Source organism: Streptomyces sp. TBY4, assembly GCF_024213195.1.
Taxonomy (GTDB): Bacteria; Actinomycetota; Actinomycetes; order Streptomycetales; family Streptomycetaceae; genus Streptomyces.
The window spans coordinates 84716-107914 of sequence record NZ_JANAVF010000024.1 but is presented as its reverse complement, the minus strand read 5'-3'; the positions used below and the strand labels follow the sequence as shown (position 1 = coordinate 107914).

The following is a 23199-nucleotide window of genomic DNA, read 5'->3' as shown; positions in this document are numbered from 1 at the left end:
TCCCCTCCCATCCGCTCTCCGATCCGAAGGACGAGGACACCGTGACCAGTTCCGCCTCCCAGGCGCCCGGACCGGCAGACCCCGGCGAGCCCTCCGCCGACCTGCTGCGCCAGTTCTGGTGGCTGCACGACGCCCGCTGGTACCAGGGGGTCGCGCGGCGGTTCGGCCAGGACGCGGCGAACGAGGTGAACGCGGAGGCCATGCAGTTCGTCACCCGGCGGATCGCCGCCGCCTACGCGCGGGACGAGGGGCTGGGCCCGGGGCTCTCCGCCGCCGAGCTGGCCGGAGCGCTGACCGGCATCTCGGAGCTGATGACCGGGGACGCCGTGGAGGCCTCCAACAAGGTCAGCGGCGAGGAGTCCTTCGAGACGGCGGTCACCCGCAACTTCGCCCTGGAGATGCTCGCGCGCGCCGGAACGCTGGAGGGGTACGAGTGCCCGTGCCCGCAGATGCGCGCGGGCTGGTTCGAGGGGTTGAAGACGCAGGTCAGCGATCACCGCGTGGAGTGCCTGCGCACCGGCGGCTCCGCCTGCCGCTTCCGTACGACCACGACGACCGCGACCACGACCACCGCCACCACCGCCCCCGGGAAGGAGACCCCGTGACCGCGCCCGATTCCGGCGCCCCCGCCGCGTACGTCACCAGCGCCGTCGAGCAGTTCGCCGCCCGCGCCGAGCGCACCGCGCTGATCCACGGCGAGCGGTCCATGACCTTCGCCGGCCTGCTCTCGCTGGCCTACCGCACGGCCCGGGTCCTGCGGGACGCGGGGCTGGGCCGCGGGGACCGGCTGGTCCTGCTGGCCGCCAACCCGATCGAGATGTCGGCGGTGGGCCTGGCCTCGCACCTGCTCGGCATCAGCTACACCCCGGTGTACGCGGCCGGCGGCGAGCAGGTCGCCGCGCACATCCTGCGCGACGCCGCCCCCGCCGCCGTGATCCTCGCCTGCGCCGGGCCGATCCTGCCGGGGCCCCGCATGGCGGAACTCGCCCGCGCCGCCGGGGTGAAGCTGCTGTTCGGGCTCGGCCCGGTCGAGGACCCGGACGTGACCGACCTGCTCGCGGCGGCCGCCGCCCGCTCGGACGCGCCCCTGCCGGTGGCGGCCCGGGAGGACGATGTCGCCCGGGTGCTGTACACCGGCGGAACCACCGGCCTGCCCAAGGGGGTCGTGTACACCTTCGGCGCGCTGGCCGCGGCGGCCGGCGCCTGGGCGGGCGCGGCCCCGCCGCCGGGGCTGCGGTTCCTGGCCATGACCCCGATGGCGCACGCCGCGGGCGCGATCGCCTGCGGCCTGCTGCGCCACCACGTGAGCGTCGAGCTGTTCGACGAGTTCGACCCGGAGGCGCTGCTGGCGCGGATCGCCGAGGCCTCCGCGGAGGGCCGGCCGGTCACCACGTACCTCTACCCGCCGTACCTGTACCGGCTGCTGGACCACCCCGGCCTGGCGGAGACCGACCTCTCCGGGCTCGCGGCCGTCAGCTACGGCAGTGCGCCCGTGACCCCGCACCGGCTCGCCCAGGCGGTCCGCAGCCTCGGCCCCCGGCTGCGGCAGAGCTACGCCCTGACCGAGGCCATCGCGATCACCAGCCTGGCTCCCGAGGACCACGCGGCGGCCGCCGCGTCCCGGCCCGAGCTGTTCGGCTCGGTCGGCCGCGCGGTGCCCGGGGTGTCCCTCCGGGTCACGGACGGGGACGGCCGCGCGCTGGGGCCCCGTACGGAAGGAGCGGTCGAGGTGTCCGGACCCACGGTGATGGCGGGCTACTGGCAGCGGCCCGACCTGAGCGGGGAAGTCCTGCGGGACGGCTGGCTGAGCACCGGCGACCTCGGGGTGATCGACGAGGACGGCTACCTCTACCTGACCGGGCGGGCCAAGGACCTGGTCATCGTGGACGGGACCAACTGCTATCCGCAGGCCGTGGAGAACGTGCTGGCGGCCCATCCGGGCGTCCTGCGCGCCGCCGTCATCGGCGTGCCCGACCCGGTCACGGGCGAGGCCCTGGTCGCCGTCTGTGTCCCCCGGGAGGACCCGCCGGAGACCGGCCGGCCCGGCCTCGTGGAGGAGCTGCGCGCCTCGGTGCGCGGGGCCCTGGGCGCGGCGCACGTGCCCGGGCGGTTCGAGTTCGTCCCGGACATCCCCACGGCCTCGTACGGAAAGCCCGACAAGGCGGCGCTGCGCGCCGCGTTCTCGGCGGTCGCCCCCACCCACCTGACGTCCTCCGGGAGCCGTGCATGACCATCGAAGCCAAACCGTGGACCCGCCCCACCGCTCCGCGCGGCCTTGAGGGCTGGCTCGAATCCCTCCGCGACCTGCTGGTGATCCCGCCGGAGCTGCGCGACGAGTGGGTGGAGCGGGAGGCCGCGCTCGAACTGCTCCAGTGCGGGCCGGACATCCTCGACGAGCTGCTGCGCGCGGGCCTGCCGCACGGCGGGACACCGGGGGCCGAGCGCTTCGACCGCTTCGACCTGGTGAACCTCGCGCTCTACTCCGGCTCCGGGACCTCCGTCCCCGAGAAGACGATGCGCTACGCCCTGCGCTGGATGCACGCCGATCCGCGGACCCTGTTCCGGCCGCAGCGCTGGAACTACTCGGTCGCGCTGACCCCGCCGGCCGCCCACGGCCCGGGCGAACCGGAGCGCACCGACTGGAACCTGGCCACGCCGCACCCGGAGCTCAGCGGCGGCTGGACGGAGTCCCTGTCAATCGGGCCCGAGGGAGCCTTGCTCGGGGAGAAGGACATCACCGCGAGCGGCACCGCCGGGCTCACCGCCTCCGGGGTGCTCGTGACCTCCGGGGAACGCCGGGAGATCGTCTCGGAGGAGCTGCGCGCGATCGTGACCTCGTACGGGCCCGACCGGTTCCGCTGGGGCCGGATGCCCGAGGAACTCCAGTGGCGCAAGGACGAGGTGCTGGCCCAGGGCTACGCCCCCTGCATCTCGGTCTGCCTGGAGCTGGCCGAGCGGTGCCGGGAGGCCGGCTTCGAGGCCCGTACCCGGCGCGGCTGGATCATGGGGATGCTCGACCTCGCCCATTCGTGGCTGGAGGTCGTGGACGAGGACGGCCTGGTCAAGAACGTGGACCCGGCCTTCGTGATCCTGGCCGACCACCACGCCGAGGCCCCGCACCCGGAGATCGCCGGGGCCTTCACGGGCTCGCTGCTGAACCGGCTGCTGCCCACGGAACACCACGCGGACGAACCGGTGAACGGCTACCGCCGCGACGGCCTGTTCGCCCACCCGCGCCACCAGACGGACATCCAGCTCTCGGCGGAGCAGCCCGCTCCGCGCGAGAGCGCCGTGGCCGCCAACGGCTCCGGCAACTGAGAGAGGAAAAGGATCCGATGAGCACGCCCGTGCTGCAGGCCGACGAGCAGCTGCAGTCCATACTCGACCGGCTCGTGTCGATGTCCGAGCGCGACCACTACGACCCGTACACGATGTTCGACTGGCCGGACACGCTGCCGGAGGACCAGTACTGGATGTCCCCGGAGCTGCTGTCCATCCACGGGACCAAGGTGGCCGAGTCGTTCACCGAGGAGCAGAAGTGGGCGATCAGCAAGTGGGAGAGCGTCAACTTCTACAGCCTGAACGTCGACGGCATCCGTGAGCTGATCACCGAGATCATCGCGCGGATCCACACGAAGGACTTCGCCCTCTCCTCGGAGTACTTCCACCACATGATCGGCGAGGAGAACGCCCACATGTGGTTCTTCGCCCGGTTCTGCCTGCTGTACGGCGGCAAGGTCTACCCGGACAAGGGCGTCCAGCTGGAGATGAAGTCCGAGGGCGAGTCGGCCCACTTCCTCGTCTTCGCGCGGCTGCTGCTCTTCGAAGAGGTCGTCGACTTCTTCAACAAGCGGATGGGCGACGACGACCGGCTGCACCCCACGATCCGCAAGATCAACGCGATCCACCACCAGGACGAGTCCCGGCACGTCGCCTTCGGCCGGCAGATCGTCTCGCACCTGCACCGCCAGCTGCGGGAGAAGCTGAGCACGGAGGAGCTGGCCGAGCTGGAGCTGTACCTCAAGCGGTACCTGCGCAAGTCCGTCGACGGTCTGGTGAACCCGGCGGCCTTCAGGGACGCGGGCATCCCCAACCCGTACCAGGTGCGCACCGAGGTGCTGGCCGACCCGGCCTTCCACGAGCTGGAGCGCAAGATGCTCAAGCGCTCGATGAGCTTCCTCGTGAACGAGGGCATCTTCACCGACGACGTTCTGCCGCGCTCATGAGCACCGTGACCGGCTTCGACGCCGTGATCCAGTACCTGCTGACCAAGCGGCCGGACCTGACCTCGATCGATCCGGAGCTCGACCTGGTCGAGAACCGCATCCTCGACTCCCTCGGCTTCGTCAACTTCCTCTACGTACTGGAAGAACAGACGGGCGAAGAGATCTTGATGGAGAACGTAACCCCGTCGGATTTCCGTACGATCAACTCGATTCGAAAGAGGTTCTTCCATGAGTCCGAGTAGCCCGGTCACCGAGGCGCTGCGCAGCCCCTCGACGCGCGGAGGCCTCGCCACCCTCGGGCCGGGCGCGCTGCGGCTGCGGGCCGCGCTGGAAGGGGTGTTCACCGGCTGGGCGGCCGAGGTCGGCGCGGACGCGGTGCAGTACCCGCCCCTGATGCGGGTCGAGGACCTGCACCGGCTGGACTACTTCCAGAACTTCCCGCAGCTGGCGATCCTGGGAGCGGCCCTGACGGAGGAGGCCGCTCCCGAGTACGCGACGGGCGGACCTCGGGAGCCCTCGCTCCCCGCCGGGCACCTCACGGAGGCCTCGTACGCGCTGCCCTCGGCGGCCTGCTACAACGTCTACCTGGACCTGGCGGGCCGCACGCTGGAGGGTCCCCACAAGGTGACCACCGTCGCCACCTGCTTCCGCCGCGAGACGCACTACGACGCGCTGCGCCGGCTGCTGGGCTTCAGCATGCGGGAGATCGTGTGCGTCGGCGGGCGGGACGAGGTCCTGGCCCACCTGGAGCTGTTCCGGAAGAAGATCACGGGCTATCTGGCGGAGCTCGGGCTGCCGGTCGGGATCGAGGCCGCCAGCGACCCGTTCTTCGACGCGAGCGCGGGACGCGCACTGATGGCCCAGCTCTTCCCGGTGAAGGAGGAGTTCGTCTTCGACGGCTCGCTGGCCATCGGCTCGCTCAACTTCCACCGCAACTTCTTCGGCGAGCGCTGCGACATCCGCACCGCGGACGGCGAGCCCGCCTTCACCGGTTGCGTGGCCTTCGGCCTGGAGCGCTGGATCAGCGCCCTCACCTCGCACTTCGGCCTGACCGAGGACGAGCTCGCCGACCGGGTACTGGCGGCCGGCCGGCCGTGACCCGCAGCGGATTGGAGCCGGCGCCGGCCGCCGTGGCCGCCGCGGCGGGGCGGGTCGCCCCGGCGGGCCGCTTCGCCGCGGCCGGCCGGGCCGGCGCGCGCCCCGGTGTCGTGCGCGCCTGGTGGGCCGATGGGCGCGGGCTGGCGGACGGCGCGGTGGCGGAGCTGGCGGCCGCCGCGCTGCCCCCGCACGAACGGGCCCGCTACGAGGCCGTCTCCGATCCACTGGGCCGGGCCGAGTTCGTCCTGGCCCGGTTCGTCCTGCGCGACGTGCTGGGGCGGCTGCTCGGGCGGCCGCCCGCCCGCGTGGGCCTCGCCGTGGACCGGGCCGGGCGGCCCTGGGTGACGGACGCCCCGGGGGTGGACGTGAGCATCGCGCACGCCGCCGGTGTGGTCTGCGTCGCCGTGGGCACCGGGCTCGCGCCCGGGACCCGGATCGGCGTGGACCTCGAGGAGGTCCGTACGGTCCCCCGCGCCGGGGAGCTGGCCCGGCGGCTGTTCTCCCCCGCCGAACGCGCCCGCCTCGGCCTGGCCTCGGGCCTGGCCGGGGACCTGCTGTGGCTGGACGTCTGGACCAGGCGGGAGGCGTACGTGAAGGCCGTGGGCACCGGAGTGCGCTCGCTGGCCGGGGCTCCGGACCAGGACGTCGGCCACCGCTGGCACCCGCTGCGGCTGCCGCGGGGATTCACCGGGGGCCTGGTGGTGGTGGAACCCGGCTGACGGGCCGCCGCTGCTGCCTCCTCCTTCCCCCTCCCGATTCCCCCCTCCCGATTCCCCCCCACGTTGCAGAGTCCCGCTTCTCACCTTTACAAGGAGCAGTTCCATGACGTCAGAGAACACCGCAGGACAGCTCGCCGTCACCGTGGTGGGCGGCCCCACCGCGGTCATCGACCTGGGCGGGCTGCGGTTCGTGACGGACCCGACCTTCGACACCGCCGGTTCCTCCTACGAGCTGGGCCCGGTCGCCCTGCACAAGGTGGCCGGACCGGCGCTCACCCCCGACCAGCTGGGCCCGGTCGCGGCCGTCCTGCTGTCGCACGACCAGCACCCCGACAACCTCGACGGGGCCGGGCGCGCCTTCCTGAAGGAGGTCGCCCTGGTGCTCACCACCGAGCAGTCCGCGGAGCGCGTCGGCGGCACCGGGCTGGCGCCGTGGGCCGAGCACGTACTGGAGCGCCCGGACGGCGGCCGCCTCACGGTCACCGCGGTCCCCGCGCAGCACGGACCGGCCGGGACCGAGCAGATGCTCGGCGCCGTCACCGGCTTCCTGCTCAGCGGCGAGGGCCTGCCGACGGTGTACGTCAGCGGTGACAACGTCTCCCTGGAGCCGGTGAAGGCCCTGGCGGAGCGCCTCGGCGGGGCCGGCGTGGACCTGGCGGTGCTGCACGTGGGCGCGGCGCAGCTCGCCCCGTTCGGCCCGACGCTGCTCTCGCTGACCTCGGAGCAGGCGGTGGAGGTGGCGGAGCTGCTGGGTGCCCGCAAGGTGCTCGCCGTGCACCAGGACGGCTGGCAGCACTTCACGGAGGGTCAGGCCACCGTCAGCGCCGCCTTCGAGAAGGCCGGTGCGGCCGGGCGGCTGCTCGCTCCCGAGGCGGGCACCGGCTTCGCGCTCTGATCCGCGGATCGCAGGAGGGGTGGTGCCCCGGGCCGCGCGTGCGGCCCGGGGCACCACCCCTTTCGTACTGCGCTGTGCTGGGCTGTGCTGGGGCGCGGTCAGGCGCCCATCGCGTGGTGTCCCCCGTCGACGTGGACGATCTCGCCCGTGGTCGCCGGGAACCAGTCGGAGAGCAGCGCGGCGCAGGCCCGTGCCGTGGACTCCGTCTCGGTGATGTTCCAGCCCAGGGGGGCCTTCGCCGCCCAGTCGTCCTGGGTGCGGGCGAGGCCCGGGATGGCCTTCCCGGCGCTGGTCCGCAGGGGACCTGCGGCCACCAGGTTCGACCTGATGCCGAGCGGGCCCGCCTCCCGGGCGAGGTAGCGGTTGGCGGACTCCAGGGAGGCCTTGGCCACGCCCATCCAGTCGTAGCCCGACCAGGCCTTCGTGGCGTCGAAGGTGAGTCCGACCACCGAGCCGCCGCTGCCCATCAGCGGCAGCAGGGCCTTGGCGAGGGAGACGTAGGAGTAGGCGGAGGTGTGGACGGCGGTGGCCACGTCCTCCCAGGGGGCGGTGAGGAATCCGCCGAGGCAGCTCGGCGGGGCGAAGGCGATGGAGTGCAGTACTCCGTCGACCCCGCCGAGGTGCTCGCCCACCAGCTCCGGGAGGCGGGCGAGGTGCCCGGGGTCGGTCACGTCGAGCTCCACGACCGGCGGCTTCTCGGGCAGCCGGCGGGAGACCAGTTCGACCAGGGACATCCGGCCGTAGCCGGTGAGGAGGATCCGGGCGCCCTGTTCCTGGGCGACCCGGGCGGCCGCGAAGGCGATGGACCGCTCGGTGATCACACCGGTGATGACGATCCGCTTGCCGGCGAGCAGGCCGCCGGTGGTGGCAGGAGTCGTGGTGGTCATGGGATCAGTGCCCCATTCCCAGGCCGCCGTCCACGGGCACGACCGCGCCCGTGACGTAGCTGGCCCGCTCCCCCGCGAGCCAGGCCACCGTGTCGGCCACGTCCTCCGGCCGGCCCGCCCGGCCCGCCGGGATCTCCGCCAGGTGCGTGTCCTTGCGGGCTCCGGACAGGGCGGCGGTCATGTCGGTCTCGATCAGGCCGGGCGCCACCACGTTCACGGTGATGCCGGACGTGGCGACCTCGCGGGCGAGCGAGCGTGCCATGCCGACCATGCCGGCCTTGCTGGCGGCGTAGTTGACCTGGCCCTGGTTCCCGCGCAGTCCGGCGACGGAGGACACGAGGACGATCCGCCCCCACCGGCCGCGCAGCATCTTGGGCAGGGCCCGCCGGGCACAGCGCCAGCCGCCGGTGAGGTTGGTGTCGATGACCCGGGAGAACTGCTCCTCCTGCATCCGCAGCATGGGCCGGTCCTCGGTGATCCCCGCGTTGGACACGAGGATCTCCACCGGGCCGAGTTCGGCCTCGACCGCGGCGAATGCGGCGTCGATCTGTTCCGGGTCGGCGACATCGCACCGGACCGCGAAGAATTTACCCTCCGGCGGTTCGCTCCGATAGGTGACGGCAACCCGGTCGCCACGTCCGAGGAATTCCTCGGCAATGGCGAGCCCGATTCCCCTGTTTCCGCCCGTGACCAGCACCGTGCGTGGCAACGAAACTCTCCGTTTCTTTAAATTCCCTCGCGGCAGCCGGCTCGCCGATCAGCCCTGAATGGTGGTGCTCTGGAATTCCTTCATGTAGTAGGTGTTGCCGACGCGGACCGCCGTCCAGGAGACGATGATGCGCTGGCCGATCGGCACCTCCTCCGGCTCGGTGTAGGTGTCCCCGGGCTTGAGCAGCCCGCCGAGCCCGTCGATCACGGCCGTGGAGGTGGACAGGCAGCGCACGGAGAGCGGCTTGCCGATCATGCGGGTGCCCGCGAGGGGACCGGCGAAGGCGCCCTGGTAGAAGGACTGGATCGCGCTCCGGCTGGTGAGGTAGGCGCCGTTGCTCGGGATCATGTGCCCGTCCGTCGTGAACTGGGCGGCGACCCCGGCCGCGTCCCCGTTGTTCCAGGCGGCGAAAAGCCGGTGCGGAACATCGGTGATGGCGGTCTGCGTGGGGGAGCACACCGGGCCGAACAAGGATTCCTGCGCGGGTTCTTCGACGGCATTCGCCGCGGTGGCCACTCCGGCGAGCAGCATCAGGGAAACGGCGGGAATCGCAATGCGACGGGCAAGACTCACGGAATCTCCATTGACTGGCGATCGGAACTTCTCGGCCAGTCTAGGGAGGCGCGGGATGTCTGAAAAGTTTTCACCCGGAGGGATCAGGAATTCAAATGACGCACCATTCGAACCGCCCGGAATTCATCTTTCCGTTTCCGCTTCGGTCCTCTCCACGTGTACGGGAACCCCGTTGAAGACGGCCGTGCCGGAGAGCGGGTCGACGACCGAGCTGTCGGTGAGCGCATTCATGCTCACGCCCGGCTGGGTGGCCGCGTGCGCGAGCCGGCTGCCGCGGCGCCCGTGCCCCCAGCCGTACGGGAGGCTCAGCACGCCCGCGCGCAGCCGGTCGGTGGGCTCCGCCGGGACCACCACCTCCCCGGCCCGGCCGCGGACCCGGACCAGGTCGCCGGCGGTGACGCCCAGGCGCCCGGCGTCCTCCGTGCTGATCTCCAGGGAGCAGCGGTTGGTCCCGCCGGACAGGGTCGCGATGTTGTGCGACCAGCTGTTGACGGACTTCAGCTGACGGCGGGAGATGAGCACGAACCCGCCGGCGTCCAGCTCCCGCATCCTCGCGTCGAGCCGGGGCAGGTCCCCGGTGATGGCGGGCGGGCACAGTTCCACCAGGCCGGAGGCGGTCATCACGACCTCCTCGCGGCGGGGCCGCAGCGGTCCGAGGTCGATGCCGTTCGGGGTCTCCTTGAGCAGGGCCAGGTTCAGGCCGCCGGGGCGCTTGCCGAACAGGTCGCCCGCGGGTCCGAGGCGCAGCATCAGGTCGAGCCGCCGCTCCAGGGCGTTGTCCCCGGTCAGCTCCCGCTTGAGGGCGGCCGGTTCGCGCCCGCGCAGGGGCGCCCCGGGGCGGCCGGCGGCGGCCCGCAGGGTCAGGTCGGTCAGTGCCTCGTCCACGCTGTCCGGGTCCCCGGCCGCGCTCTTGCCCGAGGCGATGAGGACCAGCCGGGCGAGGATCTCCGCCTCGCTGGGGCGGCCGGGCGCCAGGGCCCGTACGGGAGGGGAGAAGCGGGCGTTGCGGCGGACGGAGCGGCCGGCCAGGACCACGTCGTAGTGGGGTGATTCCAGGGCGCTGGGCGGCGGCAGGATGACGGACGCGTGGCGGGTGGTCTCGTTCAGGTAGGGGTCGACGCAGACCATGAAGTCGAGGCCGGGCAGGGCCCGGTCCAGCCGCTCGCCCTGCGGGGAGGCGAGGACCAGGTTCCCGGCGATGCAGAGCAGGGCCCGTACCTGCCCCTCGCCGGGGGTTTCGATCTCGTCGGCGAGGGTCGCGGTGGGCAGTTCGCCGTTGGTCTCCGGCAGTGCGCGGACCCTGCTGTGCCAGCGTCCGGTGCGGAAGGGCTCGGCGGGGCGGCGGGTGGCGTGCGGGGCCTCGCCGAAGAGCACGCCGCCGGGGCGGTCGAAGTTCCCGGTGATGATGTTGACCACGTCCACCAGCCAGCTGGTGAGCGTGCCGAACTCCGTGGTGCACGTGCCGAGTCGTCCGTACACGGCGGCCGTGGGCGCCGCCGCCAGCTCGCGCGCGAGCGTACGGACGGTTCCCGCGGGGATCCCGCAGGCGTCGGCGACGTCCTCGGCGGCGAACCCCTTGACCTGGACGGCCAGCTCGTCGAAGCCGGCGAAGCCGGGGCCGGGGTCCTTCGCCAGGCCCTCCTCGAACAGGGTGTGCGCGATGCCGAGCAGCAGCAGGGCGTCGGTGCCCGGGCGGATCGGGACGTGCTCGTCGGCGAGGTCCGCGGTGCGGGTGCGGCGCGGGTCGACGACGACGAGGCGCCCGCCCCGCGCGCGCAGCGCCTTGAGGCGGCCCGGCATGTCGGCGACGGTCCACAGGCTGCCGTTGGACTCCATGGGGTTGGCGCCCAGGACCAGCAGGTGGTCGGTGCGGTCGATGTCGGGCAGCGGGAAGGCGAGCGGGTCCCCGTACATCCATCCGCAGGCCACGCTCTTGGGCATGGTGTCGAGGGTGGTGGAGGAGTAGACGTTCCGCGTGCCGAGGCGTTCGCGCAGCACGAGCATGTAGAGCGGCAGGGCCAGCGTGTGGATGACCGGGTTGCCCATGTAGAGGGCCACGGCGTCCTTGCCGTACCGCTCCGTCACCCCCCGCAGGCCGCGTTCGACGGCGGCGAAGGCCTCGGCCCAGCCCACCTCGTCGAAACCGCCGTCGGGGCGGCGCACCAGCGGGGCGGTGAGCCGGTCGGGGTCGCTGTCGAACCGGCCGAGGGAGGCGCCCTTCGGGCAGAGGTACCCCTTGCTGAAGACGTCGTCCCGGTTCCCCTTGACGCGGGTGACGACCTCGTCCGAGAGGGTGATGCTGAGCCCGCACGTGGCCTCGCACAACGGGCAGACCCGTGTCGCCGTTCGCTCCAACACCGGCCGCCCCCACACCACTTGATCAACTGCGCGCAGCGTAGCCGCGGGGGTCCGGACTGTCCCGGGTTCTATCGCCCATGAGGGCCGACGGCCCGGTTCCGGGGCGGACGCGGCGGGTCAGACGCCGGCCAGGAACTCGCCGACGGCGGCCGCGAACCCCTCCGGGTCGCCCACCTGCACGAAGTGGTCGGTGTCCAGGGCGCGGGAGGCCGTGCCGGGGCGCCGGGCGACCATGTCCCGGGCCAGGCCGGCGGAGAGGACCTGGCTGCGCAGGCCGTGGACCAGCAGCGCGGGGCAGTCGGTGGCGAGCCACTGCTTCCAGTGGTCCCCGCGGACGAGGCCCTCGGAGTCGACGGTGTCCTGGGGGTGGAACGGCAGCCGCCAGCCGGCTCCCCCGGGCAGCGGGCGCAGCGCCGGGGCGAGGGCGGGGGCGAGCGGGCCGCAGCCGGCGAGGAGCTCCTCGCGGGTGGGGGCCTCGTACGGGAAGTTCCGTACGAAGTCCAGGGGCCCGGACCCGCCGTGGCCGGGGAGTTCGGCGGGGGTGTCGACGCCGACGAGGGCCGTGACCAGCCCGGGGTGCGCGGCGGCCAGGTGGTAGCCGTTGATCCCGCCGAGCGAGTGGCCGAGGACGACGGTCCGGTCGATCCCGAGGTGGGCGAGGAGGGCGACCAGGTCGGCGAGGTAGCCGGCGCGGGTGTACTCGGCGGCGCGGTCGGAGTCCCCGTGGCCGCGCTGGTCGGGCGCGATCACCCGCCACTGCGGCCCGAGGGCGGCGGCCAGGGCCGCGAAGGAGGCGCCCTCGGAGAGGTGCCCGTGCAGGGCGAGGAGCGGCCGGCCGGCACCGCCGAAGTCCAGGTAGGACAGGGCGCGGCCGTCGACGGCCAGGGTGGCGCGGGTGGCCTGGGCGGCGGTGTTCGTCATGGCGGTTCCCCCTGAACGGTGCGGATGCGGGGCCGGTATGACCCCGCGCCAGAACTGTACATCCGTATATGACGGATGTACAAGACGCTTGTATAGATCGCTCGTGCGGATCCCTGTCCCGGCGCCGCCGAATTCACGCGACACGGCCGGGCCGCTCTGGAACCCTGCGGGCCATGACCTTCGTACTCGATGGACCGGTCCTGGACGGCGAGCTCGTACGGCTGGAGCCGCTGGGGCACCGCCACGCGGCGGACCTGGCCGTGGCGGCGGAGGAGGACCGCAGCCCCTACGGGTTCACGTGGGTGCCCACCGCGGACCGGGTCGGGGCGTACATCGACGCCCAGCTCGCCCGGCGCGCCGCGGGGAAACTGGCCCCGTACGCGCAGGTGGAGCGGGCGTCGGGGCGGGCGGTCGGGGTCACCGCCTACTGGGACCCCCGGCCGTGGCCGACGACCGGGGAGGGGCTGTGCGCGGTCGAGGTCGGCTTCACCTGGCTCGCGGCTTCGGCCCAGGGCTCGGGGGTGAACACCGAGGCCAAGTACCTGCTGTTCCGGCACGCCTTCGAGAACTGGGGCGTGGCCCGGCTCGATCTGAAGACAGACGCCCGCAACGCCCGTTCGCGGGCCGCGATCGAGGGGGTCGGCGCACGCTTCGAGGGCGTCCTGCGCAACTGGTCCCGGTCCTGGGCCCCGGGCGAGGACGGCCTGCTCCGCGACTCGGCGATCTATTCGGTCACCGCGGCGGAATGGCCCGGCTGCCGCAAGCACCTGGAAGAGCGGATGGCCCGCGGTCTCGAGCGCCGGCGGCCCGGGGCGGACTCCGCCGCCACGGCGGCCTGACGGGTCCGCCCCCCCGTACGGCCTGCCCCGTCCCGGCGTCAGGCCGTGGCGGCCGGCGGCCGGTTGCCGGGCAGCCAGGTCTCGGCGTAGGCGACGGCCTCGGCCAGGTCGAACAGCCGGGCCTGCGCGCCGCCGACCGTGCCCCGGACCACCGGGCGGTCCTTCTCGAAGGCCGCGCCCAGCTCCCCGAAGTCGTCCGAGGAGACCGCGGTATCGCGCACCGTGGTCCAGCGGCGGCCCTGCGGGGTCATGAGGGCGAAGGAGTTGTCGACCAGCCGCCCCGGGATCCGGTACTCGGCCAGGTGGAAGGCCGTGCAGGAGCCGAAGCCCGCGCCCAGCAGCAGGATCCGCGCCCCGGCCTCCTCCAGCCGGGCGAGCGGGCTGCGCTCGCCGAGCCCGCAGTCCGGCGCGTGGCCGTCGGTGATCGTGGCGGCGTACGGGCCCACCGCGGCGAAGGAGGTCTGCGGATGGCCGCTGCGCAGGGCGCCCGGCCAGGTGCGGACGGCCTCCGGGACGGCGCCCATGCCGCGGGTGGGCGTGGTGCGCGCGTCGAAGGGCGGCATCGAGGCGCGGATCTCCGCCCACCAGGCCTCGGGCACCGGCGGGTTCGACCACTGCGCCGGGTCGGAGTTGTCGCCCGAGTGCGTCGGCACCGCCAGGGTCCCCGCGTCGCCGAGGGCGTCGAGCAGCGCCGCGACCACCGTGGCGGCGCCCCCGCAGACCCAGCCGAGCGAGCTCAGGGAGGAGTGCACGAGGAGGGTCTCGCCGGGGCGCAGGCCGAGCGCGCGCAGCTCGGCGGCGAGCGAGGCGCGCGTACACAGGGGGCCGGCCTGGAGGTTCATGGACACAAGGGGTCAGTGTCGGGTGCACCGCTCCCCCGCGCCACCGCATTGGCGCCATCAGGAGCAGCGCCAGCGCGGCGATCCCGGCCGCAGCGGTCTTCGTCCCGCCCGTGTGATCTCTTTGTCTGTCCATCGACGATCTCGGCGTACGGAAGGCGGAAGACGGAAGGTGGGTTCTTTGAGATCCGGACGGTTCACCGCCGTCGCCCTCGCCGTAGCCGTCGCCGTGACGGCGTCCGCCCTGGCCACCGGTCCCGCGCCGGCCGCGACCGTGCCTCCGAGCGCCACCGCGGAGCCCGTCGGCCCCAGGGTCGTCGCCGAAGAGGCGTACTGGACGGCCGAGCGCATGGCCGCCGCCGTACCCGTCGACGACGCGCGGGGCCGGGGCACGGCCGGCGGGCCGGCCGGCCCGCGGAACAGGGCCCTGCCCACCGCCCCGTCCGGCACCCCGAACGGCACCTACTTCGACGGCATGCCGATGGTGGGGACCTTCTTCTACCGGGAGTCCGGGGTCGGCAACGCCGACACCTCCTGCACCGGCAGTGTGGTCCGCAGCGCCGGCAGGAACATGGTGCTCACGGCGGGGCACTGCGCGGTCGGCATGGCCGGGCCGGCGAACCACGCCGTCTTCGTGCCGCAGTACCGCCACGGCAGGGCGGCCCGCGCCCAGCCGTTCGGGATCTTCCCGGTCAAGGCCGACGGCGTGTACACGGACCCCCGCTACACGTCGAACAGCAGGGCCGCCGTCTCCGACCTGGACCTCGCCTTCGTCCTGGTCGAGCCGAACGCCAGGGGGCGCGTCGAGAAGGTCACGGGGGCGCTGGCCTTCACCCCGGGGAGCACCTACGAGCACCGCGTCACCGTCGTCGGCTACCCGTCCGCCCCCGGCGTCAACCCGAAGCACAGGGCCATCCGCTGTGACGTGCCCACCACCCGGCTGGGCGGCTTCCGCCAGATGCGGATGCTGTGCAAGGGCTTCTACGGCGGCGTGTCCGGCGGCCCCTGGATCAAGGACTACGACGCGGCCAAGCGCACCGGCAAGGTCGTCGGGAACACCGGCGGCCACCACGGCGGCGGCAACGACTCCTGGATGACGTACGCGCCCGTGTACGGCAAGGACGCGCAGGCCCTGTACGAAGACGCCAACGCCGGCCGCGATCCCGGCTCCCTCTCCCGGCCGCCCTACCGGGGTTCCGCGGACGGCCCGCTGCTGCCCGGTCCCGGCAGCCTGTGGACCCACGCCCGGCACATCGCCTCCGGCGATTTCACCGGCAGCGGCCGCAGCAGCCTGCTCGTCGTGTGGACCGACGGGGAGGTGACCCTCTTCCCGGGTGACGGGGACGGCGGCTTCCTGCCCGAGCGGCGGCTCGCGGCGCCGAACGCGGGCTGGAAGGCGGTCGCCACCCTCACGGCCGGCGATTTCACCGGCTCCGACCAGTTCGACCTCATGGTCCGCTGGGACGACGGCCGGATGACCCTGCACGGGGACGTCGGCGCCAACGGCCTGGGATCCGTCACCGAGATGGCCCCCTCCGGATCCGTCTGGAAGTACGCCGCCCAGATCGCCGCCGGGCGGTTCAACGCGGCCACCTACGTCACCGACCTCATGGTCCGCTGGTCCGACGGCGAACTCGGCCTCCACACCGACGTCGGCGCGGGCACTCTCGGCCGGGAGCACAAACTCAAGAACCCCAACAACGCCTGGAAGAAGGCCACCCTGCTCACCTCCGGGCAGTTCTCCGGCCACCGGAAGTGGGACCTCATGGTCCGCTGGTCCACCGGCGCGCTCAGCACCTACGCCGGCCCCACCACCAGGGGCCTGGGCCGCGAGCGGGGCATCCACGGCCCCCACGGCACCTGGACCCACAGCGTGCTCATGACCACGGGTCAGTACACCGGCGACGGCCTCACCAACGACCTCGTCGTCCGGTGGAGCGACGGCGAGACCACCCTGTACAAGGACACCCGCGCCAACGACCTCGGCACCGAGCGCATGCTCGTCCCGCCGCGCCCCTGACCGGCCGGGCCCGGACGGAGGAACGCACCCGCAGGCCGCTTACGGGGGATGGGCGGCCTGCGGGTGGTCCGGGGGGTGGCGGTTCGGGGGCGGCGGGTCAGCTGCGGATCCAGCCCGTGAAGGCGGGGGTCGACAGGGCGGTGTCCAGGGTTTCGAGGACCGCCGGGGGCCGGGTGTCGTCCGGGGTGGTCAGGGAGAGGGTCGCGGAGCGGGTGGTCATCGCGAGGGGGACCACCGTCCACGAGGCGGGGAGGCAGGACACGAGGCGTACGGCCGTGGTTTCGGGGGCCGCCGAGGACGGGGCCTCCTCGGTCATGCTGATGCTGACCGTCAGGTGGGTGGGCATACGGGACTCCGTACGTGGGTGGGTTCGGGTTCAGCGGGCGGCCGGGACCGGCGCCGGGGCGGGCAGGTAGGGCAGGACGGCCGTGCGGGGCGCGGTCAGCGCCGCCAGGACCCCGGCGGAGCCGGTGGCCAGGTCCGTGGACAGGCGCAGCAGGTGGTCGCCGAGGAAGCCGGTGGCGTCCGGGTCGTTCTCGTGGGCCACCGCGAACGGTTCCAGGCCGGACCGGAGTTCGGCCAGAGCCCGGGCAGTGGCCGCCGAGCCGTCGTCCGTGCAGATCAGGGCGGCGAGCGCGCCGGCGCGGCCGGTGAACAGGCCGCAGGCCGGGTGGAACTGCGAGGTGAGGTCGGTCAGCAGGGCGTCGTGGACGGCCGTGAGGTACGGGTCCCGGTGCGCGGCGAGGTAGTGGTGCACGGCGATGGCCTGCCCGGCTCCGCCGTGGGCGAGCTGGACCCGGTGCCAGGGGGTGGGCAGCGGCTGCCGGGAGAGTTCCAGGTCGTGTACGAGGGCCACGCGCGCGGCGTCGTCCCGACCGGCGGCGAGCAGGAAGAGGGCCTCGCCGCTGGCTCCGCGCAGCAGGCCGGGGCGTTCTTCCAGGGTGGGGCTGTTGACGAGGGCGGCGGCGAGTTCGCGGGCGGCCGTGTCCTCGCCGAGGTGCAGCAGGGCAAGGCCCAGGCCGGCGATGCCGCCGGAGAGGCTGCGGTCGGGGCTGCCGTCGCGCAGGGTGGCGGTGGGCAGCAGGCCGTGGGCGCGGTAGAGGAGGGCGGCGGCCTCGTCGGAGCGTCCGAAGTCGTGCAGGACGCAGGCGATGCCGGCGAGTCCGTCGTAGAGGCCGGGGCGCGGATCGGTGACGGCCCGGGCGGCGTCCGCCAGCCAGTCGACGTGTGCCTCGGGGACGTCGATGCCGGCTCCGCGCAGGGCCCACAGCACCCCGGCGGCGCCGTTGGCGATGTTGAGGCCGCCGTCGCCGTGCAGGAACTGGTCGGCGTCGCCGGGGAAGAGGCGGTCCGTGCGCTCGGGTGTGGCGCAGGTCAGGATGCCGGTGGCGATGCGTGCGGGGGTGGCCAGCGGGCCGCCGGCGGGCGCCGGGGCGTGTCCGAGGTCGGCCCGCACCTGGTCGGCGTATCCCTCGGGCACCGGGAAGAAGGCGGTGATCTGCGCGAGGAGGTCCTCGGAGCGGCGGCGGTTGAAGGACATCACCGGGGTCAGCGGCAGGAAGAGGCTGAGCCGCAGGCAGCCCAGGGCGTAACGGTCGACGGCGGTGCCGGTGGTGCCGGCGGGGGCGCAGAATCCGGGGGCGCCGATGGCCTGGCCGGTGTGGCCCTCGATGGGGAGGGTGGTCTCCAGGTCGATGAAGGCGACGGTGCCGTCGGGGCGGATCAGGACGTTGTTGGGGTGCAGGTCGCCGAAGACCAGGCCGCGTTCGTGCATGGCGGCGACGGCGGCCTCGATCCGGTCGAGGACGTCCAGGGCCCAGGCGGTGTACTCGGCCACGGGCATGGCGGTGTCGCGGGCGGTGACCGGGTGGAGCATCGGGTTGCGCTCGGCGGTCTCCTTGGTCAGGGCGTTGCCGTCGACGAACTCCCGGGTCAGGAACCAGTGTTCGGCTCCGCGGCGCCAGTCCAGGACCTTCGGGAACCAGGGCAGTCCGTCGAGGGCCGCCATCGCGTCGTGCTCGCGGCGCAGCCGCTCCACGGCGTCGGCCCCGGCGTCGTCGAGACCGGCGTGCGGGCGGCCCTCCTTGACCAGGACCTCGCGTCCGTCGCGGGTGTCGGTGGCGCGGTAGACGCCGCCGCCGTTGGAGAAGTGCAGGGCCTGGGTGATCTTGAAGGGGAAGTCCCCGAGGGAGCCTCCGCGGCTCCGCTCGGCCAGTGCCTGCACGACGCACGGCGGCAGTTCCAGCCAGGCCGGCGGGCGGAAGGAGGGGCCGCGCACGTCGGGGACGAGGTTGCCGTCGGGGTCCTCGATGCAGGGCACGGGGGCGCCGTTCGGGCCGGGGCCCAGCTTCAGCTTGAAGCCTCCGTAGCGCAGGTACAGGGGGCCCGCGCCCCAGCGCAGGTCGCTGAGGACGGCCGGTCCCGGGCGCCCTTCGAGGAGGGCGTCGAGCTCGGTCAGTACGGTCTCCAGCTCCGCCTCGTCGCGGGGGTAGAGGGTGATGAACTTGCCGCTGCTGCCCCGGTCCCCGTACTTGCTGTTGCGCAGCATCAGCATCGAGGGGCTGGTGAGGAACTTGAAGAGCAGGGAGCGGGAGGTGCAGTACGCGCTCACGATGTCGAGGACCTCGGGGGCCGTCCGCTCGGTCGCCGATACGTGGATCTTCCAGCCCTGGCCGGGGAGTTCGAGTCCCGGCGGGGTCAGGACGGTCCACTCCCCCATCGGCTCACGGGTCCACCCGGCGGGGGCCTCGGCGGTGGCCGCCGGGAAGGCGTCGGCGCCGGTGATCGCGGCCGGACGGTCGTAGAAGGGGGTGCCGGGCGGGCAGTGGGCAACGTGTCGCAGGGACATGGCGGGCCTCCGTGGGCGGCGTACGGGAGAAGTCAGGGGAGCAGCGGGCCGAGGTAGGAGACGGCGAACCACTTCCAGAGCGGGTGGTGGCCCGCCCGGACCTCGGCGACGCCGGTGCGGTCCGTGCCGTTCGGCGCGGGGGTGGCGGTGACGCGGTGCAGCGGGTACGCCTTCATCTCCAGCCAGGGGCGGTCACTGGCGACGGGGAGCATGGCGGTGACCGGGGCGAGCACGTCGTGGCCGGTGGGTTCGCCGAGGGTGGCGGTGCCGGTCTGCGGCCGGGAGAAGAGCCCGGAGCGGCGCAGGGTGACGGTGGTGCCCTCGGTGAGGTCGAAGCCGCCGCCGCCCCGGGGGACGAGGAGGCTGAGGCTGCCGTCGCGTTCGGTGGTGTAGCCGGCCGAGACGGTGGCGGGGATCTGTACGAGCGTGGCGGCCAGGGCCAGTCCGGCGGCGGCGAGCACTCCCGTGGCGGCGATGCGGGCGGGGCGGGCACCGGCCCGCACGGCTTCGCGGACCAGGGTGGCGGCGCCCTTGCCGAGGCGCCACAGCAGGTAGCCGAGGGCGCAGACCATCATGCAGGAGCCGGCGATGCCGAGCCGCTGGAGGATCCCGGACCAGAGGGTCAGGGCGCTGGAGACCAGGTACAGCGGGAAGACCAGGCAGGCCAGGCCGTACGGGACGGACCAGCCGCGGCCGGGCAGTTCGCGCTCGTAGCCGCGGCCGCCGAAGACGACCCGGGCCATGGCCCTGCGGGCGTCGGTCATGGCCTTCTCCCGCAGGTGGGAGATGTCCAGGTGGCTCATGAGGGCGAGGTAGCCGTCGAGCTTGACCAGCGGGAGCAGGTTCACCAGGCAGACCATGTAGTTGACGAGGCCCACCAGCAGCAGGGTCTCGCGGACCGGTCCGGCGGGGACGGCGAGGGCCGCGAGGGCGGCGGTCCCGGCGGCCACGGCCTGGATGGCGATGCCGGCGAGGGCGACCTGGACGCGCTGGTGCTTGCCGGGCAGCCGCCAGCCGTCGGAGACGTCGCAGAAGAACGCCGGCGACATGTAGAAGAGCATGAAGCCCATCCGGCTGGGTGTGCCGCCGTGATGGGTGAGGACCGCTCCGTGGGCCATCTCGTGGACGGCGGTGGTGGCGACCACGCCGAGCATCACGCAGGCGTACGCCCACAGGGGCATCGGGCTGGAGAGCGCCTCGCCGAGGGTGGCGCCGAAGGCGGCGAGGGCCAGGACGCCCAGGAGGACGACGGCCGCGGCCGCGCCGAGGACGAGGCGGTGGCCGAGCGGGCGGACCAGCGGGGCGAGGCGGCGCAGCATCCGCTCGGGCTTGACCAGGGTGAACTGGATGGTCAGCGGGCCCGCGAAGCGGATCCGGGCCGGCTTCTTGACGGGCCGGCCGTCCTCCAGGAGGTCGGAGTCGGCGAGGCTGCGGACCGCGCGGCCGATGTGGCCGGGGGTCCAGGGGGAGCCGAGTTCGGCGGCGAGCTGGTCGTGGTCGCGGCTTCCGTCGAGGAGGCGGACCAGGCGGGCGAGGTCCTCGCCGGTACGGAAGTGCTTGTGCTCCCCGCGCTGGATCACCCAGGGGGCGTCTTCGGTGAGCGGTTCGCGCACGGCCACGTCGTCGGCGGTGCGGGGCCGCTCCAGATCGGGCGCGAAGGCGGTTTTGGCGGGCATGGTGGAAGCACCTCGGATCAAGGGGGCGATGAGGACGTGTCCGGTGGGTCGGGGCCGGACGGACCGGATCTGCGGGGCACCTCTAGGCGATGTCGCGGGTGCGGACGAGGTGGCGGCCGGCGACGAAGGCGGCGGCGAGCCAGGCGGCGATGACCGCGTACGCCCAGGGCAGCGAGAGCAGGTCCGGCTTCACGTCCCGGTAGACGGAGCTCATCGCGATGGTCAGCAGGTACTTGGCGGCCTCGGGGATCAGCCTCTGCAGCCCGGGGTCCACCAGGAGCGTGAGGCCGATCAGGGTGGCGACGGCGCCGGTCTGGTTCCGGACGATCCAGCCGATGAGGGCGCCCCAGGGGGCGGCCAGGGTGCAGCAGGCGAACACGCCGAGCAGGATGAGCGCGGTCTCGCCGTCGGCGGCGGCCTCCAGGCCGAAGGGCAGCGGGCCGAGGTAGACGCTGACGGCGCCGAGGGCGGCGGCGATCAGGCCGAAGGCGGCTCCGGCGGCGGTGGCGACGACGAGCTTCGCGCCGAAGAGGCGGGAGCGTGAGCCGGCCAGGAGCGCCGAGCGGACCATGGTGCCGGAGGCGTAGTCACGGGTGACGTGCACGGCGCCGAAGACGGCGGCCAGCAGGAACATCATCATCCAGGAACGGGCGACGTCCTGGCCGACGGCCAGGGAGGTGGACCCGTCGGCGATGGCCTTCTCGCCTCCGGAGACGTATCCGAAGGTGGTGATCAGGCACAGCCAGGCTCCCGCGAGCGGCAGGGCCCACCAGGCGCGGCCGGTCAGGGCCTTCCGGGTTTCGCCGGCGATGAGGTTACGCACGGGAGTAGTTCCTTTCCGGGGTACGGGTTCCTGCGGCGCGAGCCGGGTCGGCGGCGGGTACGGCGGTGGCGGCCGGGTCGACCAGCTCGAAGAAGCGCTCCTCCAGGCGGACGGCGCCGTCGCTGGTGAGGTCGTCGAGGGTGCCCGCGTAGCGCAGGGAGTGCTGCATGATCACGACGTCGTCGACCGTCTGCTCCAGCTCGGCGAGCTGGTGGCTGGAGACGATGACGGTGCGGCCGCCCAGGGCCAGGGTGCGCAGGGTGGCGCGCAGCCAGCGGATGCCGTCCGGGTCGAGGCCGTTGGCCGGCTCGTCGAGGATGAGGATCTCCGGGTCGGCGAGCAGGGCGGTGGCCAGGGCGAGGCGCTGGCGCATGCCGGTGGAGCAGCCCTTGACCGGGCGGTCGGCGGCGTAGTCGAGGCCGGTGTACTCCATGACCTGGTCGGCGCGGCCGGCGGGCAGGCCCAGCACGGTGCACCAGATGCGCAGTTCGCCGCGGACGGTGGCGCCGGTGACGCCGCCCATGCCGTCCATGCTGACGCCGATGCGGTGGGCCGCGTCGGGGAGTTCGGCGTACGGCTTGCCGAGGATGGTGGCGGTGCCGGCGGTCGGGGTGGCGAGCCCCAGCAGCATCCGCAGGGTGGTGGTCTTGCCGGCGCCGTTGCGGCCCAGGAGGCCGGTGACACGGCCGGCGCGGATGTCCACGGTCAGTGCGTCGACGGCGCGCAGGCCCTTGTAGGTCTTGGTGAGGCCGTTCAGCGAGACGGCCGGGTCGCTGCTGCTGCTCATCGCTGCCGCGTCCTTTCCGGGGTGTGCCGGGTGTGTGGGTGGTTCGGTCGAGCGGTGGTGCCGAGGGCCGGGCCCCGGCCGGGGGTTTCCCGGCCGGGCCCGGTCCGCATCGATCCGTTTCAGGCGCCGCTCAGTTGCGAGCGGGGGTGCCGGGGCGGGATCAGGTGGCGATGGTCACCGTGGAGATGGCGATGCCGATCGAGACGCCCTCCCAGAAACCGGGGGCCTCGAGGACCTCGAGCTCCTGCAGGCCCAGCTCCAGGCCGTCCTGCGCGACGACCGCCGCGTTGTCGAGGATCTGCTCGCTCATGGCTGTTCTCCTTCGTGTGTGGTGTGTGGGTGAGTGCGGTGAAGCGGGTGAAGCGGGTGGATCAGGTGGCGATGGTCACCGTGGAGATGGCGATGCCGATGGACACGCCCTCCCAGAAACCGGGGGCCTCGAGGACCTCGAGCTCCTGCAGGCCCAGCTCCAGGCCGTCCTGCGCGACGACCGCCGCGTTGTCGAAGTTCTGCTCGCTCATGGCTGTTCTCCTTCGTGTGTGGTGTGTGAGTGAGTGCGGTGAAGCGGGTGGAACTGATCCGGGTCGGATCAGGTCATGACCACCGAGACGAGGGAGATGCCGACGACGACACCGCCGGTGGTCCACCAACCCGGGGCCTCCATGACCTCGAGCTCCTGCAGACCGAGCTCCAGGTGGTTCACATCGGCCGCGGGGGCCTCGAACTTCTCGTTCATGACTGACTCCTTCTCTGTGTGTGGGTGTACGAGGGGGGGTGGAGCGGTGGAACTGATCCGGGTCGGATCAGGTCATGACCACCGAGACGAGGGAGATGCCGACGACGACGCCACCGGTCGTCCACCAACCCGGGGCCTCCATGACCTCGAGCTCCTGCAGACCGAGCTCCAGGTGGTTCACATCGGCGGCAACGTTCTCGAACGTGTTGTCCATGACGGTTTTCCTTCCGTGAGAGGTGGTGTGG

Annotated in this window: 25 protein-coding genes; 10 read left to right on the top strand and 15 right to left on the bottom strand. The window is 73.1% G+C overall.

Going from position 1 to position 23199, the window contains the following annotated elements:
• Positions 1-41: 41 nt before the first annotated feature.
• From NLX94_RS36365 to NLX94_RS36330, 8 genes are all read left to right on the top strand, one after another.
• Positions 42-605 carry an L-2-amino-thiazoline-4-carboxylic acid hydrolase gene (locus NLX94_RS36365; RefSeq protein ID WP_254387544.1) on the top strand — a complete coding sequence of 188 codons (564 nt, stop codon included), beginning with the start codon at positions 42-44 and terminating at the stop codon, positions 603-605.
• Complete coding sequence (locus tag NLX94_RS36360; RefSeq protein WP_254387543.1) at positions 602-2230, top strand: AMP-binding protein; 1629 nt, start codon at positions 602-604, stop codon at positions 2228-2230. The genes NLX94_RS36365 and NLX94_RS36360 overlap by 4 nt, the downstream gene beginning before the upstream one ends.
• Entirely contained in the window at positions 2227-3318 is a 1092-nt protein-coding gene (locus NLX94_RS36355) for a hypothetical protein (protein ID WP_254387542.1), read from the top strand. Before NLX94_RS36360 ends, NLX94_RS36355 begins: the two co-directional genes overlap by 4 nt.
• A gap of 17 nt (positions 3319-3335) precedes the next feature.
• Positions 3336-4226, top strand: coding sequence for a diiron oxygenase (locus NLX94_RS36350; protein WP_254387541.1), 891 nt, complete (start codon positions 3336-3338; stop codon positions 4224-4226).
• Positions 4223-4468 (top strand): acyl carrier protein, encoded by a 246-nt coding sequence (locus NLX94_RS36345; protein ID WP_254387540.1) that lies wholly within the window; start codon positions 4223-4225, stop codon positions 4466-4468. The genes NLX94_RS36350 and NLX94_RS36345 overlap by 4 nt, the downstream gene beginning before the upstream one ends.
• On the top strand, positions 4455-5324 hold the full coding sequence (locus NLX94_RS36340; RefSeq protein WP_254387539.1) for a hypothetical protein: 870 nt from the start codon (positions 4455-4457) through the stop codon (positions 5322-5324). Before NLX94_RS36345 ends, NLX94_RS36340 begins: the two co-directional genes overlap by 14 nt.
• A complete protein-coding gene (locus tag NLX94_RS36335) occupies positions 5321-6043 on the top strand; it encodes a 4'-phosphopantetheinyl transferase superfamily protein (RefSeq protein ID WP_254387538.1) in 723 nt (240 codons plus the stop codon). Before NLX94_RS36340 ends, NLX94_RS36335 begins: the two co-directional genes overlap by 4 nt.
• 103 nt (positions 6044-6146) lie before the next feature.
• Positions 6147-6938 carry an MBL fold metallo-hydrolase gene (locus NLX94_RS36330; protein ID WP_254387537.1) on the top strand — a complete coding sequence of 264 codons (792 nt, stop codon included), beginning with the start codon at positions 6147-6149 and terminating at the stop codon, positions 6936-6938.
• 98 nt (positions 6939-7036) lie between these two features.
• On the opposite strand, the gene fabI is transcribed toward NLX94_RS36330, so the two are convergent.
• The 5 genes from fabI to NLX94_RS36305 form a co-directional block, all read right to left on the bottom strand.
• Positions 7037-7825 carry an enoyl-ACP reductase FabI gene (gene fabI / locus NLX94_RS36325; protein WP_254387536.1) on the bottom strand — a complete coding sequence of 263 codons (789 nt, stop codon included), beginning with the start codon at positions 7823-7825 and terminating at the stop codon, positions 7037-7039.
• Between the two features lie 4 nt (positions 7826-7829).
• Complete coding sequence (locus NLX94_RS36320; RefSeq protein WP_254387535.1) at positions 7830-8534, bottom strand: 3-oxoacyl-ACP reductase family protein; 705 nt, start codon at positions 8532-8534, stop codon at positions 7830-7832.
• 48 nt (positions 8535-8582) lie between these two features.
• Complete coding sequence (locus tag NLX94_RS36315; RefSeq protein WP_254387534.1) at positions 8583-9107, bottom strand: SgcJ/EcaC family oxidoreductase; 525 nt, start codon at positions 9105-9107, stop codon at positions 8583-8585.
• Between the two features lie 123 nt (positions 9108-9230).
• Positions 9231-11462 (bottom strand): molybdopterin-dependent oxidoreductase, encoded by a 2232-nt coding sequence (locus tag NLX94_RS36310; RefSeq protein WP_254387565.1) that lies wholly within the window; start codon positions 11460-11462, stop codon positions 9231-9233.
• 120 nt (positions 11463-11582) lie between these two features.
• Complete coding sequence (locus tag NLX94_RS36305; protein WP_254387533.1) at positions 11583-12386, bottom strand: alpha/beta fold hydrolase; 804 nt, start codon at positions 12384-12386, stop codon at positions 11583-11585.
• A gap of 173 nt (positions 12387-12559) precedes the next feature.
• Between NLX94_RS36305 and NLX94_RS36300 the strand changes: the two genes are divergently transcribed.
• Positions 12560-13225 (top strand): GNAT family N-acetyltransferase, encoded by a 666-nt coding sequence (locus NLX94_RS36300; protein WP_254387532.1) that lies wholly within the window; start codon positions 12560-12562, stop codon positions 13223-13225.
• Positions 13226-13263: 38 nt separating this feature from the next.
• On the opposite strand, the gene NLX94_RS36295 is transcribed toward NLX94_RS36300, so the two are convergent.
• Positions 13264-14067, bottom strand: coding sequence for an aminoglycoside N(3)-acetyltransferase (locus tag NLX94_RS36295; RefSeq protein ID WP_254387531.1), 804 nt, complete (start codon positions 14065-14067; stop codon positions 13264-13266).
• A gap of 178 nt (positions 14068-14245) precedes the next feature.
• Here NLX94_RS36295 and NLX94_RS36290 point away from each other — a divergent pair, with 178 nt between their 5' ends.
• Positions 14246-16084 (top strand): serine protease, encoded by a 1839-nt coding sequence (locus NLX94_RS36290; protein ID WP_254387530.1) that lies wholly within the window; start codon positions 14246-14248, stop codon positions 16082-16084.
• Positions 16085-16181: 97 nt separating this feature from the next.
• On the opposite strand, the gene NLX94_RS36285 is transcribed toward NLX94_RS36290, so the two are convergent.
• The 9 genes from NLX94_RS36285 to NLX94_RS36245 form a co-directional block, all read right to left on the bottom strand.
• Positions 16182-16430 (bottom strand): hypothetical protein, encoded by a 249-nt coding sequence (locus NLX94_RS36285; RefSeq protein WP_254387529.1) that lies wholly within the window; start codon positions 16428-16430, stop codon positions 16182-16184.
• 30 nt (positions 16431-16460) lie between these two features.
• Positions 16461-18932, bottom strand: coding sequence for a class III lanthionine synthetase LanKC (lanKC, locus tag NLX94_RS36280; RefSeq protein ID WP_254387528.1), 2472 nt, complete (start codon positions 18930-18932; stop codon positions 16461-16463).
• Between the two features lie 32 nt (positions 18933-18964).
• Positions 18965-20608 carry a daptide biosynthesis intramembrane metalloprotease gene (mpaP, locus tag NLX94_RS36275; protein WP_254387527.1) on the bottom strand — a complete coding sequence of 548 codons (1644 nt, stop codon included), beginning with the start codon at positions 20606-20608 and terminating at the stop codon, positions 18965-18967.
• Between the two features lie 82 nt (positions 20609-20690).
• Entirely contained in the window at positions 20691-21431 is a 741-nt protein-coding gene (locus NLX94_RS36270) for an ABC transporter permease (protein WP_254387526.1), read from the bottom strand.
• Positions 21424-22218 carry an ABC transporter ATP-binding protein gene (locus NLX94_RS36265; RefSeq protein WP_254387525.1) on the bottom strand — a complete coding sequence of 265 codons (795 nt, stop codon included), beginning with the start codon at positions 22216-22218 and terminating at the stop codon, positions 21424-21426. Before NLX94_RS36265 ends, NLX94_RS36270 begins: the two co-directional genes overlap by 8 nt.
• Before the next feature lie 160 nt (positions 22219-22378).
• The gene (locus NLX94_RS36260) at positions 22379-22528 is read right to left on the bottom strand and encodes a daptide-type RiPP (protein ID WP_250744242.1); all 150 of its coding nucleotides are present in this window, start codon (positions 22526-22528) and stop codon (positions 22379-22381) included.
• Between the two features lie 61 nt (positions 22529-22589).
• The gene (locus NLX94_RS36255) at positions 22590-22739 is read right to left on the bottom strand and encodes a daptide-type RiPP (protein WP_254387524.1); all 150 of its coding nucleotides are present in this window, start codon (positions 22737-22739) and stop codon (positions 22590-22592) included.
• A gap of 68 nt (positions 22740-22807) precedes the next feature.
• The gene (locus tag NLX94_RS36250) at positions 22808-22954 is read right to left on the bottom strand and encodes a daptide-type RiPP (RefSeq protein ID WP_254387523.1); all 147 of its coding nucleotides are present in this window, start codon (positions 22952-22954) and stop codon (positions 22808-22810) included.
• Positions 22955-23021: 67 nt separating this feature from the next.
• Positions 23022-23168: a daptide-type RiPP gene (locus NLX94_RS36245; protein ID WP_254387522.1), complete on the bottom strand. Its 147-nt coding sequence runs from the start codon at positions 23166-23168 to the stop codon at positions 23022-23024.
• Positions 23169-23199: the final 31 nt, after the last annotated feature.